This is a genomic window from Micromonospora sp. NPDC000089, from assembly GCF_042899365.1.
GTDB lineage: Bacteria > Actinomycetota > Actinomycetes > Mycobacteriales > Micromonosporaceae > Micromonospora.
In genome coordinates this window covers 225,224-237,884 of record NZ_JBIAZT010000001.1, presented here as the reverse complement: position 1 = coordinate 237,884, position 12,661 = coordinate 225,224, and the positions used below count along the sequence as shown (strand labels likewise).

10 protein-coding genes are annotated in these 12,661 nt (G+C 73.1%); 7 read left to right on the top strand and 3 right to left on the bottom strand.

Annotated features, from left to right (window positions below):
* Window positions 1-57 precede the first annotated feature (57 nt).
* The 5 genes from pyrH to ACFY3U_RS01115 all read left to right on the top strand — a co-directional run bounded on the left by pyrH (window position 58) and on the right by ACFY3U_RS01115 (window position 5,624).
* Entirely contained in the window at window positions 58-825 is a 768-nt protein-coding gene (gene pyrH / locus ACFY3U_RS01135; protein ID WP_387192857.1) for a UMP kinase, read from the top strand.
* 79 nt (window positions 826-904) lie between these two features.
* Window positions 905-1,462, top strand: a complete 558-nt coding sequence (frr, locus tag ACFY3U_RS01130) for a ribosome recycling factor (protein ID WP_387192853.1) — start codon at window positions 905-907, stop codon at window positions 1,460-1,462.
* A 323-nt stretch (window positions 1,463-1,785) separates the two neighbouring features.
* Window positions 1,786-3,147, top strand: a complete 1,362-nt coding sequence (locus ACFY3U_RS01125) for a phosphatidate cytidylyltransferase (RefSeq protein ID WP_387192850.1) — start codon at window positions 1,786-1,788, stop codon at window positions 3,145-3,147.
* Between the two features lie 104 nt (window positions 3,148-3,251).
* Complete coding sequence (gene rlmN, locus ACFY3U_RS01120) at window positions 3,252-4,403, top strand: 23S rRNA (adenine(2503)-C(2))-methyltransferase RlmN (protein WP_387192847.1); 1,152 nt, start codon at window positions 3,252-3,254, stop codon at window positions 4,401-4,403.
* Between the two features lie 21 nt (window positions 4,404-4,424).
* Window positions 4,425-5,624, top strand: coding sequence for a DivIVA domain-containing protein (locus ACFY3U_RS01115; RefSeq protein ID WP_387192844.1), 1,200 nt, complete (start codon window positions 4,425-4,427; stop codon window positions 5,622-5,624).
* A gap of 111 nt (window positions 5,625-5,735) precedes the next feature.
* Here the strand turns inward: ACFY3U_RS01115 and ACFY3U_RS01110 are convergent, their stop codons facing one another.
* Window positions 5,736-5,957 (bottom strand): DUF2631 domain-containing protein, encoded by a 222-nt coding sequence (locus ACFY3U_RS01110; RefSeq protein WP_387192841.1) that lies wholly within the window; start codon window positions 5,955-5,957, stop codon window positions 5,736-5,738.
* Window positions 5,958-6,248: 291 nt separating this feature from the next.
* On the opposite strand from ACFY3U_RS01110, the gene ACFY3U_RS01105 reads away from it, so the two are divergent.
* Window positions 6,249-7,829, top strand: a complete 1,581-nt coding sequence (locus ACFY3U_RS01105; protein ID WP_387192837.1) for a Rieske 2Fe-2S domain-containing protein — start codon at window positions 6,249-6,251, stop codon at window positions 7,827-7,829.
* 97 nt (window positions 7,830-7,926) lie between these two features.
* On the opposite strand, the gene ACFY3U_RS01100 is transcribed toward ACFY3U_RS01105, so the two are convergent.
* Both ACFY3U_RS01100 and ACFY3U_RS01095 read right to left on the bottom strand, forming a co-directional pair.
* A complete protein-coding gene (locus ACFY3U_RS01100; RefSeq protein WP_387192834.1) occupies window positions 7,927-9,552 on the bottom strand; it encodes a phytoene desaturase family protein in 1,626 nt (541 codons plus the stop codon).
* Between the two features lie 11 nt (window positions 9,553-9,563).
* Entirely contained in the window at window positions 9,564-10,298 is a 735-nt protein-coding gene (locus ACFY3U_RS01095) for a TetR/AcrR family transcriptional regulator (RefSeq protein ID WP_387192831.1), read from the bottom strand.
* 108 nt (window positions 10,299-10,406) lie between these two features.
* Between ACFY3U_RS01095 and ACFY3U_RS01090 the strand changes: the two genes are divergently transcribed.
* Window positions 10,407-12,599 (top strand): MMPL family transporter, encoded by a 2,193-nt coding sequence (locus ACFY3U_RS01090; RefSeq protein WP_387192828.1) that lies wholly within the window; start codon window positions 10,407-10,409, stop codon window positions 12,597-12,599.
* Window positions 12,600-12,661 lie beyond the last annotated feature (62 nt).

The window sequence follows — 12,661 nt, the reverse complement described above, 5'->3', positions numbered from 1 at the left end:
TCGGCGACGGCAGGTACGCGGTACGCACGCTCGACGTGCGCGGAGAGGGCGGGGCGGATGACGCAGGTTGTGAGTGACCGGAGCCGCGAGGCGGACGACCCGACGGCGCCGCCGCCCGGGCGGGCCCGCCGGGTGGTGCTGAAGCTCTCCGGTGAGGTCTTCGGCGGCGGCGCGATCGGCGTCGACCCCGACGTCGTACAGGCCATCGCCCGGCAGATCGCCACCGTGGTGCGCCGCGGCGTGCAGGTCTCCGTGGTGGTCGGCGGCGGCAACTTCTTCCGCGGCGCCGAGCTGCAGAAGCGCGGCATGGACCGGGCCCGGGCCGACTACATGGGCATGCTCGGCACCGTGATGAACTGTCTCGCGCTGCAGGACTTCCTGGAGAAGGAGGGCATCGAGACGCGTGTGCAGAGCGCGATCACGATGGCCCAGGTCGCCGAGCCGTACATCCCGCTGCGGGCGATCCGGCACCTGGAGAAGGGCCGTGTGGTCATCTTCGGCGCCGGCGCCGGCATGCCGTACTTCTCCACCGACACGGTCGCCGCCCAGCGCGCGCTGGAGATCCGCGCGGACGTGGTGCTGATGAGCAAGAACGGCGTTGACGGCGTCTACACCGCCGACCCGCGGATCGACGCCACCGCGAGCAAGTTCGACTCGATCACCTTCTCCGAGGTGCTGCAGCGCAACCTGCGGGTGGCCGACGCCGCCGCGTTCAGCCTGTGCATGGAGAACGGCCTGCCGATGCTGGTCTTCGGCGCGCAGGGCGACGACACGATCATCCGCGCCGTCGGGGGCGACAAGATCGGTACCCTGATCACCGCCTGACCGGCCGACCACCGTAGCGGTCCTCCGCCAGACAGCAGCGACAGCCCACGACGAGCAACAGAAGGAGGCGAGGAGACCGGTGATCGACGACACCCTCCTCGAGGCCGAGGAGAAGATGGAGCGTGCCATCGAGCACGCCAAGGAGGAGTTCGGCGCCATCCGTACCGGTCGCGCCAACGCCGCCATGTTCTCCAAGGTCGTCATCGACTACTACGGCAGCCCCACCCCACTGCCCCAGATGGCGTCCATCGCGGTTCCCGAGCCGCGCATGGTGATCATCAAGCCGTACGACACCTCGCAGATCGCCGCCATGGAGCGGGCGATCCGTGACTCGGACCTCGGGGTGAACCCCAACAACGAGGGCAACCAGCTGCGCATCCTGATCCCGCAGATGACCGAGGAGCGGCGCCGCGAGATGATCAAGATCGCCCGGCACAAGGGCGAGGAGGCCAAGGTGGCCGTCCGCAACATCCGCCGCAAGGGCAAGGAAGAGCTGGACCGCCTGGTCAAGGACGGCGAGGTGGGCGAGGACGAGGGCCGCCGCGCGGAGAAGGACCTGGACGACCTGACCCAGCGCTTCGTCGCCGGTGTCGACGACATGATCAAGCACAAGGAGACCGAGCTGCTCGAGGTCTGAGCGGCGTCGGCCGACGTGGCCGTACCCGGAGATCCTGCCGTGGCACCGGTGTGCCGCCGCCCGCGAGGCGGTGGACCCGGTGCCACTGTCGTACCGGCCGCCCGCCCGCCGATCCGAGCCGGCGGGTCACCGGCGGCCGTCGTCGCGCCATGAAGGCCGGGCGGGTGCAGTAGGCTCGGCACGATTCCCGGCCACCACGCGGTGAACGGCGGGGATCGATCGGCCGTCGCGCCGGTCAACCGGACGGAACAGTCACGCGGGTAGGGGATGGTTGTGGTCTTGCGTCAAGTGGTGGCACCCGCGCCGTTGCCGTTCGGTGTGTGATGACCGACCTCGACCCGTACGGCGGCACCGAGCCTCGCGGTTGGGATCGTCCCGACCGCCCCACCGCGCTGCCCTGGCCCGAGCGGGACGTCGAGCCGTGGAGCCGGCAGTCCGGCCCCGACCTGTACGCCCGCCCGCAGCCGCTGCGCCGCGACCAGCCCGACGTCGACCCGTTCGACGCGCCGCCGGCCGACCGGCACGGTGACCCGTACCAGCGGCCAGGGCACCCGAACCGCGGCGCCGAGCGCCCGGACCGGAGCCATCCCGGGTACGACGACCGCCCGGCCCACGACGACCGGTACGACCGCGGCCTCAGCCGGGACAATCGCGGCCCTGGGCGGCCGGGCCGGGACGACGACGTGCCCACCTCGCAGTTCGCCCCGATCCGGGACGACGCCTCGTTCCGGCCGCTCGTTCCCGACGCCGCGGCCACCGAGCAGTTCCCGTCGGTGCGCGCGGAGCCCGAGCGGGCGCCGTCCGGCCGGCGGCAGCGCGGCCGTCGACGGGCCAGCGCCGACCGGCCGGCCACCCAGCAGGCCGCGCCCGGCCGGGCCGGCCGCAACCTGCCGGCCGCGATCGGGGTGGGCCTCGGGCTTGGCGCCGCGATCGTGGTGCCGCTGGTGTTCTACCCGCCGGCGTTCCTCGCCGTGCTGGCCGCCGCCGTAGCGATCGGCACGTGGGAGATGGCCCGCGCGGTGCGCCGCAGCGGTGCCCACCCGCCGCTGGTGCCGCTGCTCGCCGGCGGCCTGCTCACCCTGGGGCTGGCCTGGTTCGCCGGCCCGGACGCGTTGAGCCTGGGCCTGCTGGTCACCGTGCTCGGCACGATGATCTGGCGGATCGGCGACGGCCCGGCCGGGTTCCAGCGCGACCTCACGGCGGCCACCCTGATCGCCGTCTACGTGCCGTTCCTGGCCGGCTTCGCGGCGCTGCTCGCGGCGGCCCCGGGCGACGGGCCGCTGCGCGTCCTGGTCACCGTGGTCGCGGTGGTGCTCTCCGACACCGGCGGGTACGCGGCCGGGGTGACCTTCGGCAAGCACCCGATGGCCCCGTCGATCAGCCCGAAGAAGTCCTGGGAGGGCTTCGCCGGCTCGGTCACCGCGGCGGCGCTCGGCAGCGCGCTGCTGATCTGGCTGCTGTTCGACGTGGCGCCCTGGTGGGGGGCGCTGTTCGGGGTGGCGGTCTCGGTCGCCGCGGTGCTCGGTGACCTGGCCGAGTCGATGATCAAGCGGGACCTGGGCGTCAAGGACATGAGCAACCTGCTGCCCGGGCACGGGGGCCTGATGGACCGGCTGGATTCGGTGCTGTTCGCCGTGCCCACCGCGTACCTGCTGCTGGCGGTGTTCGTGCCGGTGGTGGGGTGAGGCATGAATCACGCCCGGCGGACCGCGACGACCGCCCGCCGGTGGCCGATTCGGCACCTCCGGACGGCGGTCCGCGACTTTCGGCGTGACAGACTGGACCCGCCATGACGAGTCTCCCCATGATCCCCCTGGACCCGGACGCCCCCGGGCGACGCCCCGCGATGCCGCCCCGCCACCTCGCCGACCTGGACCTGCCGGGCCGGCAGTCGTTGGTGACCGAGCTCGGTGAGCCGGCCTTCCGGGCCAAGCAAGTCTCCAACCACTACTTCGGCCGGTTGGTGCGGGATCCGGAGCGGATGACCGACCTGCCCGCGGCGACCCGGGAGCGGCTGGCCGGCGCGCTGCTGCCCACCCTGCTCACCCCGGTGCGCGAGCTGGCCTGCGACGACGGCGCCACCCGCAAGGCGCTCTGGCGGCTGCACGACGGGGCGCTGGTGGAGAGCGTGCTGATGGGCTACCCGGACCGGGTCACCGTCTGCATCTCCAGCCAGGCCGGCTGCGGCATGGCCTGCCCGTTCTGCGCCACCGGCCAGGCCGGGCTGACCCGTAACCTGTCCACCGCCGAGATCGTCGACCAGGCGGTCTACCTGGCCGGGGTGGCCGCCTCCGGCGCGGTGGCCGGGTCGCCGCCGCGGCTGTCGCACGTGGTGTTCATGGGCATGGGCGAGCCGCTGGCCAACTACGCCCGGGTGATCGCGGCGATCCGCCGGCTGGTCGCGCCGGCGCCCGAGGGGCTGGGCCTGTCGCAGCGGCACATCACCGTTTCCACGGTCGGCCTGGTTCCGGCCATCCGCCGACTGGCCAGCGAAGACCTCTCAGTGACCCTTGCGCTGTCGCTGCACGCCCCCGATGATGATCTGCGCGACGAACTCGTGCCGGTCAACCAGCGCTGGAAGGTAGCCGAGGTGCTGGACGCAGCGTGGGACTACGCGGCCACGACGGGCCGCCGCGTGTCGATCGAGTACGCGATGATCAAGGATGTGAACGACCAGCCGTGGCGCGCCGACCTGCTCGGACGGCTGCTGGCCGGTCGGTTGGCCCACGTGAACCTCATCCCGCTCAACCCGACACCCGGCAGCCGATGGGACGCCAGCGCCAAGCCGGTCGAGCGGGAGTTCGTCCGGCGGTTGCGCGAGGCCGGGGTCTCCACCACGGTGCGGGACACCCGGGGCCGCGAGATCGACGGCGCGTGTGGGCAGTTGGCCGCCGCCGGGGACAGGGACACCGACGCGCCGCGCGGGCGTGACCGGGCGTAGCGAACGAGACCAGGAGACATAGTGGCGAGTCAGGGTCAGCGTTTCCGGCGTAAGGCGCTCCGCCGGGGATACAAGGTCGACGAGGTGGACGCCTTCCTGGACCGGGTCGAGGCGACGCTCGCCGGCCAGCCGGTCGGCGCGCCCGTGGCCTCCCAGGAGGTCCACGACGTCGTCTTCCGGGTCCGCTTCAACGGCTACGACGAGTGGCAGGTCGACCTGCACCTCGACCGGGTCGAGCGGCAGCTCGCCGAGCTGGAGGAGCGCGGTGGCCTCGGCGGCCGGGTGGGTGACTCGCGCGGGATGGACCGGCTCGGCCCGGCGATGCGGGACGACCGCGGCATGCCGCCCGTACCCCAGCCGATGCCCCCGCGCGCGATGCCGGCGCAGCCCGTGCCGCAGGACCGCTACGGCAACCGCTACGACGAGCCGACCGGCGCGTTCGCCGGTGGCTACGACGCTCCCCGCGGTGGCTACGACGCCCCGCGCGCTCAGGCCGGCCCGATGGGCCCGGGTGGCCCGATGGGTCCCGGGGCGGTGGGTCCCGGCCCGATGGGCCCGGGTGGCATGGGGCACGGCGGGCCGCCGCCGCGCGGCCTGCCGGCCGGCCCGAGCGGCTACGGCCCGGACTCCGGCCCGGGTGGGTACGGCCCCGAGCCCGGCCCGGCGGGTGGTGGCTACGGCCCGGAGACCGGCCCGGGTGGCTACGGTCCGGAGCCCGGCCCGGCGGGTGGCGGGTACGGCCAGGACGAGCCGCGGTTCGACGGCTTCGAGGCCGGTCGGCACGGCCGGACGGACATGACCGCCGAGATCCGGATGCCCGAGCGGGACCTGCGCGACCTGCGTGGCCGTGGCCCGCAGGGCCCGCCGCCGCAGGCGCTCAGCGGCCCGCCGATGGCCGGCCCGCCGCCGATGGCCGGCCCGCCCGCGGGTGGGCCGCCGATGGTGGGCCCGCCGATGGCCGGTCCGCCCGGCAGCGACCTCTACCGGGTCGACCAGATCCGCCGCAGCTTCCAGGTCCGCCGCTTCGGCAGCGGGTACGACCCGGACCAGGTCGACCGGTTCTTCGAGAGCCTGCTCGGTGGCATGCAGGGCCGCAACCAGATGCCGGTGAACCCGAAGGACCTGGACACCCTGCGCTTCGGGCTGGTGCCGGGCGGCTACTTCGAGGCCGAGGTGGACGCCGCGCTCAAGGACGTGCAGGACATCCTCTTCGGCCGCTGACCGCCGCGCCCCGGCGACCGACCGGGGCGACCCGGACGCCGATCGACGCGACGAGGGCCCACCCCCGGGCGGGGGTGGGCCCTCGTACGTGACGTCGGGGGATGGCCCGGGTCAGGACCGCAGGCCGTTGCGGCGCAGCACGACGTCGCCGACGACGATCGCCAGCAGCAGCGCGGCCAGGCCGACCAGCCAGATGTCCTCGACCTTGCCCTCGTGGTTGCCGCACAGCATGGCCAGCAGCACCAGCGCGGAGAGCACCGCGCCGATCCGGCCCGACTTCCGGTGCCCGGGCTTGTGCTGGTCTGGCGCGGTTACCGGCTCGCTTCCTGCCACTGTCGGTCCTTCCCTCGCGATCGGATCTCCGAGTAGTCTGGCACGCCCCGTGCCGGGCCTGGTGCGGGGTCCGCCGGGACGGCGACCGCGCGCTCCACGACAGGTCACCCGGGCGGCCGGCCGTCGGGCGCCGGGGGACTGTCCGGCCCGTCCCGGGGTACGACGACTCGGGCCGTTGGTCCCGTCCTCGCCCGGGGCCGCCCGGCACTACCGGCGTCGCGGGCAGGTCGCCAGACTGCCTCCGGTAGCGTTCTTGCGTACACCTTGCTTGTCGTTTTGAGGGGGACTGCGGTGCGAGTGACCGGTACGGGCCATGCCAGCATGCGGATCGACACGGCCGCGGGCAGCATCCTGTGCGACCCGTGGGTCAATCCCGCCTACTTCGCCTCGTGGTTCCCCTTCCCGGACAACTCCCTGCTCGACTGGGAGACCCTGGGCCAGGTCGACTACCTGTACGTGTCGCACCTGCACCGGGACCACTTCGACGCGAAGCACCTGCGTGACTTCGTCTCCAAGGACGCCACCGTGCTGCTCCCCGAGTTCCCCACCTCGGAGATGGAGGACGAGCTGCGGGCGCTGGGCTTCACGAAGTTCCTCAAGGCGCCGAACGAGCAGGTGGTGGAGCTCGACGGCGGCCTGAAGATCATGATCCAGGCGCTGACCAGTCCGACCGACGGCCCGATCGGCGACTCGTCGCTCTGGGTCGAGTACGACGGCGTCCGGCTGCTCAACCAGAACGACGCCCGCCCCACCGACCTGACCGTCTTCGCCGAGCTGGGCCACGTGCACGCGCACATGCTCCAGTTCTCCGGCGCGATCTGGTACCCGATGGTCTACGAGCTGCCGCAGTCGGCGAAGACCGCGTTCGGCAAGCAGAAGCGGGACCGGCAGTTCGACCGCACCTGGCGCTACATCGACGACCTGAAGGCCGACCACGTCTTCCCGATCGCCGGCCCGCCCTGCTTCCTCGACGACGAGCTGTGGCAGTTCAACGACATCTTCGGCGACGAGGGCAACATCTTCCCCGACCAGTCGGTCTTCCTGGCCGAGTACGCGAAGGTCGGCGGCGACAACGGCATCGTGCTGCTGCCGGGCAGCGTCACCGAGATCACCACCGAGGGCGCGACCACCACCCACCCGCAGCCGGTGGAGGAGTTCTTCGCGAACAAGGTCGCCCACCTGGAGGAGATGCGGGAGCGCAAGCGCGGCGTCATCGAGGCCGAGAAGGCGTCCTGGCGGCACCCGGAGATCGACGTGCTGGCCGAGATGAAGCGCCGGATCGAGCCGCTGCTCGACGAGTCGATCTACCTGGCCAAGGGGGTCGGCGGCCCGGTCCGCTTCGACCTGGTCGGGTATGACGGCACCAGCGTCGAGTCGATCGTGGTGGACTTCCCGGGCAAGGAGGTCCGGCCGTACGCGGACGAGAAGGTCCGCTACCGGTTCCGGACCGAGCGGGCGCTGATCGAGCACCTGCTGCACATCGACGAGGTGGACTGGGTCAACTCGCTCTTCCTCTCCTGCCGGTTCTCGGCGGCCCGGATCGGCCAGTACAACGAGTTCGTCTACGCCTTCTTCAAGTGCCTCTCCGAGGAGCGCCTGCAGTACGCCGAGGGCTGGTACGACGAGCACGAGCGCTCCAGCGACGCCGAGGACATCACCCTGGGCGACTGGGTGGTGCAGCGCCGCTGCCCGCACCTCAAGGCGGACCTGACCCGGTTCGGCATCGTCGACGGCGACCAGCTCACCTGCCAGCTGCACGGCTGGAAGTTCGACCTGCCCAGCGGCCGCTGCCTCACCAGCGTCGGCCACAAGGTCCGCGCCCACCGCGTCGACGCCGACACCCCCGCCCCCGCTGGCGAGGCCCTCACCTGACCCGCACCGCCCACTCCGGCGATCTTGCACTTGCGGCAAAAGCCCCGAAGGCCGTGTATAAGGGGCCGAAAGTGCAAGATCGCCGGTGTTCGGCGGGTCAGTGGGCGAGGTCGGTGAGGATGCGGCGGGCGGCGTTGTGGCCGGCGGCGCCGATCACGCTGCCGGCGGGGTGGCAGCCGGCGCTGCCGGCGTAGACGCCGTCGATTCCCGTTGCGTAGGGCATCCGGTCGGTGAAGCTGACCGTGTTGTCGACGTGGTGGATGTGCCCGCCGGTGATGCCGAAGTGCGCCTCGATGCCGGGTGGGGGCAGCGGCACCGCGTCGGCGATCAGGTCGGCGGTGCCGGGGGCGTACCGCTCGCAGATCTCGATCAGCCGGGTCACGTAGCCGGGCAGCGCCGCGTCCCAGGTCGTGCCGGTCAGCTCGTACGGAACCGACTGGACGAAGAGCGCCGACGAGTGGTGCCCGGCCTCGTCCTGCAACGACGGGTCGACGGTGGTGTGCAGGTACCACTCGATGGTCGGCTCCTCGGGCAGCCGCCCGGCCCGCACGTCGGCCCACATCGCCCGCAGCGCGGCCATCGGCGACTCGCCGCCGCCGGCGCCGACCAGCGAGGACGAGCCGGGCAGCAGGTGGATCGTCGAGCCGAACGGGCTGGGCGCCCCCTCGGGCAGGCAGGCGAACCGGGGCAGCCCGGTGAGCGCCAGGTTGAGCTTGAGCGTGGTGCCGGGCCGGCGGACCGCCGCCATCCGCTCGCCGAGCGCCGTCGGGAGCGCGCCGTCGGGCACCAGCTCCATCAGCCGGTACGGGTCGCACGCGCCGAGCACCACCGAGGCGGCCACCTCCCGGCCGTCGGCCAGCACCACCCCGCTGGCCGCGCCGCCCGACAGGGTGATCGCGGTGACCGGCGTACCGGTCGAGATGGTGGCCCCGGCGGCCCGTGCCGCCTCGGCGAAGGTGCGCGAGACGGTGCCCATGCCGCCCTCGGCGATCATCCAGGTGCCGTCGGCGCCGGGCAGCCGGCACATGTTGTGCACCAGGAAGTTGTGCCCGGTGCCCGGGTCGTCCGGGCCGGCGTTGAGGCCGGAGAGGCCGTCGGTGACCGCGTACATGCTGACCAGCAGCTCGGAGCGGAAGTCGAAGCGGGCCAGGTGGTCGGCGACCGAGCCGCGGACCAGGTCCACGAAGACCTGCCGCAGCGCCGGGCGGACGTACCGCTCGGCGGTCTCCTCCACCGGCAGCGGCTCGGCCAGCCAGGCCGGCGCCAGGTCCGCGCGGAGCTGGGCCAGCTCGGCCTGGAGCGCGTCGTCGGCGGCCGCGTCGGCGGGGGAGAAGAACTCCGCGAGCTGCCGCCGGGTGGCGGCCTGGTCGCTGCCCATCAGCAGGTACGGCGAGCCGAGCCCGCCCGGGGTGGGCAGGAAGTAGTGCGGGTCGCGGCGCAGCACCGGGATCGTCACGTCGAGCGTGGCGAGCAGCTCCGGCGGCATCAGCCCGAGCAGGTACGACCCGGTGGAGTGGCGCAGCCCGGGCACCTTCGGGAACGGATTCTCGGTGCGGGTGGCCCCGCCGATCACCTCGGCCGCCTCCAGCACCAGCACGTCCAGCCCGGCGCGGGCCAGCAGGATCGCCGACACCAGCCCGTTGTGCCCCGACCCGACGATCACCACGTCGGCCCGGCTGGGCAGCTCGATGCGCTCGCTCATGCCGTCACTCCGCTCGCTCATGTCCGGGCAGCCTAGTGCGCCGCCGGCCGTCCGGGGAGGGCGTCGGCGGGGGCGTACTGGGCGAGCAGGGCGGCCAGCTCGGTCTCGAACAGCGCCTCCGGCTCGTCCACCGCCCAGCTGAGGTGCCCGAACACCTCCATCGCCACCAGGCCGTAGAGCCGGGTCCAGGCGGAGAGGAAGGCGTACGCCACCTCGATCGGCAGCTCGCCGTGGCTGGCGGCGAGCGGGCCCAGGTGCGTGCCGAGCCGCTGCCGCAGCTCGTGCAGGTCGGGCGGGGGTGGCGGCAGCGCGGCGCGGCGGGTCAGCGCGACGAACGGGACGAGGAAGACGGCGCCGAAGCGCGCCCCCGGATGCTCGGGGTCGACGCACTGGTCGGTGAAGTCGGTGACCCCGGGCACCGGATTGCCGAAGATCAGGGTGAACTCGGCCGGGTGCTCGACCGCCCAGCGGCGCATCGCCCGGCACATCTGCCGCAGCTGCTCGGTCGGCTCCGGGCCGGCGGCGTCCCGGGCGGCCTCGATCCGCTGCCGCAGCTCGTCGTAGAGGTCGCCGGCGAGATCGAACACCAGCGCTTCCAGGCTGGGGAAGTAGCGGTAGATCGCCGGCGCGGTCATGCCCATGTCGCGGGCGATGGCGCGCAGCGAGACGGCCTCCACCCCGCCGGTCACGAGCAGCCGCCGTGCCCCGTCCTTGATCTCGGAGACGGTCGCCGTTCGCAGCCGTTCCCGGCGGGTCGGTGCGCTCATCGGCAAACCCCCTTGACCGGAGCGAACGACGTTGCGATAGTTAACGGCGTTCACTCAAATGATTCGTGATTACATCCTACGGCCTGGCCGGCCGGTGAGGGGGATGCGATGTTCACCTGGTGGGGGCGGGCGGTGGTGCGGGCCCGCTGGGCGGTGCTGGCCGCCGCTGCGGCGCTGGTCGTGCTCGGCGCGACCTGGGGCGCCGGGGTCTTCGGTCAGCTGACCGGGGGCGGCTTCGACGACCCGGCCAGCGAGTCCAGTCGGACGGCCGAGCGGGCCACCGCCGAGCTGGGCCGGCAGGGCGCCGACGTGATCGTGCTCTGGTCCAGCGACACCGCGACGGTCGACCAGCCGGCCTTCCGTGGCCCGGCCACCGGCGCCGTGGCGACGCTGCGCCAGCGCCCCGAGGTGACCAGCGTGACCAGCTGGTACGACACCCCGGACCCGAGCCTGGTGGCCACCGACCGACGGGCGACGTACGTGGTGCTGCAGCTCAAGGGCGCCGACGACGACGCGCGTACCACCGCCTTCGAGACGCTGCGACCCGCGCTCGACGCGCCCGGGCTACGCACCGAGGTCGGCGGCACGGTGGCGTTCCAGCACGAGGCGAACACCCAGACCACGAAGGACATCACCCGGGCCGAGACGCTCTCCATGCCGGTGCTGCTGATCCTGCTCGTGCTGATCTTCGGCGGCCTGGTCGCCGCCACCACCCCGCTGCTGATCGGCGGGCTCGCCATCCTGGGCGCCTTCGTCGCCGTCCGGCTGGTCAACCTGGTCACCGACGTGTCGATCTTCGCGATCAACGTGATCACGCTGATCGGCCTCGGCATGGCTGTCGACTACGCGCTCTTCGTGGTCAGCCGGTTCCGCGAGGAGCTGGCCGCCGGGCGGGACACCCCGGAGGCGATCCGCCGCACCATGGCCACCGCCGGTCGCACCGTACTGGTCTCCGGCCTCACCGTCGCGCTCGCCATGGCCAGCCTGCTGATCTTCCCGCAGGCGTTCCTGCGCTCGATGGGGCTCGGTGGGATGGCCGCCGTGCTGGTCGCCATGCTGGCCGCGCTCACCGTGCTGCCGGCCCTGCTCGCGGTGCTCGGCCACCGGATCGACGCTGTCCGCGTACCGCTGCCATGGCGGCGGGGGACGCGCGGTGGGCGGCCGGCGGAGGCTGCCGGCGGCGGCGCCTGGGCCCGGATCGCGCGCAGCGTGATGCGCCGGCCGGTGCCCTACCTGGTCGGGGTGGTGGTGCTGCTCGCGGTGCTGGCCACGCCGTTCCTGCGGATCACCTTCGGCGGCTTCGACGAGCGGGTGCTGCCCGCGGACGCCGCCCCGCGGGTGGTCTCCGAGCGGATCGGCGCGGAGTTCCCCGGCGGCACGGTCGCGCCGATCGACGTGCTGGTCACCGGGGCGCCGGCGGACGCGGTGCGCTCGTTCGCCGATCGGGCGGCGGCGGTGCCGGGGGTGACCTCGGTGCGGGCGACGGCCAACCGGGGCGACGCCACCCTGCTCAGCGTCACCTACCCGGGCGAGCCGACCGGCGACGTCGCCCAGGACGTGGTGCGTGAGCTGCGCGACCTGCCCGCGCCGGCCGGGGCGGAGGTGCTGGTCGGCGGGCGGCCCGCCGCCGACCGGGACCTGCTGGACAGCCTGGGCGACCGGCTGCCGTGGATGGCGCTGCTGATGGCGGGGACGACCCTGCTGCTGCTCTTCCTCGCCTTCGGCTCGGTGGTGCTGCCGGTCAAGGCGGTGCTGATGAACCTGCTCTCCATCGGCGCCTCGTTCGGCGTGGTGGTCTGGATCTTCCAGGACGGCCACCTCGCCGACCTGCTCGGCTTCACTCCGACCGGGTTCATCGAGCCGAGCAACCCGATCCTGATGCTGGCCGTGCTGTTCGGCCTGGCCACCGACTACGAGGTGTTCCTGCTGTCCCGGGTCCGCGAGGAGTGGGACCGGACCGGCGACAACACCGCCGCGGTGGCCACCGGCCTGCAGCACACCGGCCGGATCATCACCGCCGCGGCGCTGCTGCTGATCATCGTGGTGGCCGGCTTCACCACCGGCGGGATGTCCTACATCAAGCTGATCGGGGTCGGCATGATCGTGGCCATCGTGGTGGACGCCACCCTGGTCCGGGCGCTGCTGGTGCCGGCCACCATGCGGCTGCTCGGCCGGTGGAACTGGTGGGCGCCCGGCCCGCTGGCCCGCTTCTGGCAGCGCCACGGCCTCCGCGAGCACAGCGACGACGCGACCCCCGATCCCACCCCCGCCCCGACCCCCACCCCCGCACTAACCCGCTGACCCCGCCCACCCGCCGACCTGTTGATCAAGAAGTTTGCGTCGCGATTCCGCCTCGGGAAGAC

Bases quoted from the DNA above. Each gene is read 5' to 3' on its own strand.
- pyrH (WP_387192857.1), top strand. From the start codon at position 58: ATGACGCAGGTTGTGAGTGACCGGAGCCGCGAGGCGGACGACCCGACG.
- ACFY3U_RS01125 (WP_387192850.1), top strand. From the start codon at position 1,786: ATGACCGACCTCGACCCGTACGGCGGCACCGAGCCTCGCGGTTGGGAT.
- rlmN (WP_387192847.1), top strand. From the start codon at position 3,252: ATGACGAGTCTCCCCATGATCCCCCTGGACCCGGACGCCCCCGGGCGA.
- ACFY3U_RS01100 (WP_387192834.1), bottom strand. From the start codon at position 9,552: ATGAGCGAGCGGAGTGACGGCATGAGCGAGCGCATCGAGCTGCCCAGC.
- ACFY3U_RS01095 (WP_387192831.1), bottom strand. From the start codon at position 10,298: ATGAGCGCACCGACCCGCCGGGAACGGCTGCGAACGGCGACCGTCTCC.
- ACFY3U_RS01090 (WP_387192828.1), top strand. From the start codon at position 10,407: ATGTTCACCTGGTGGGGGCGGGCGGTGGTGCGGGCCCGCTGGGCGGTG.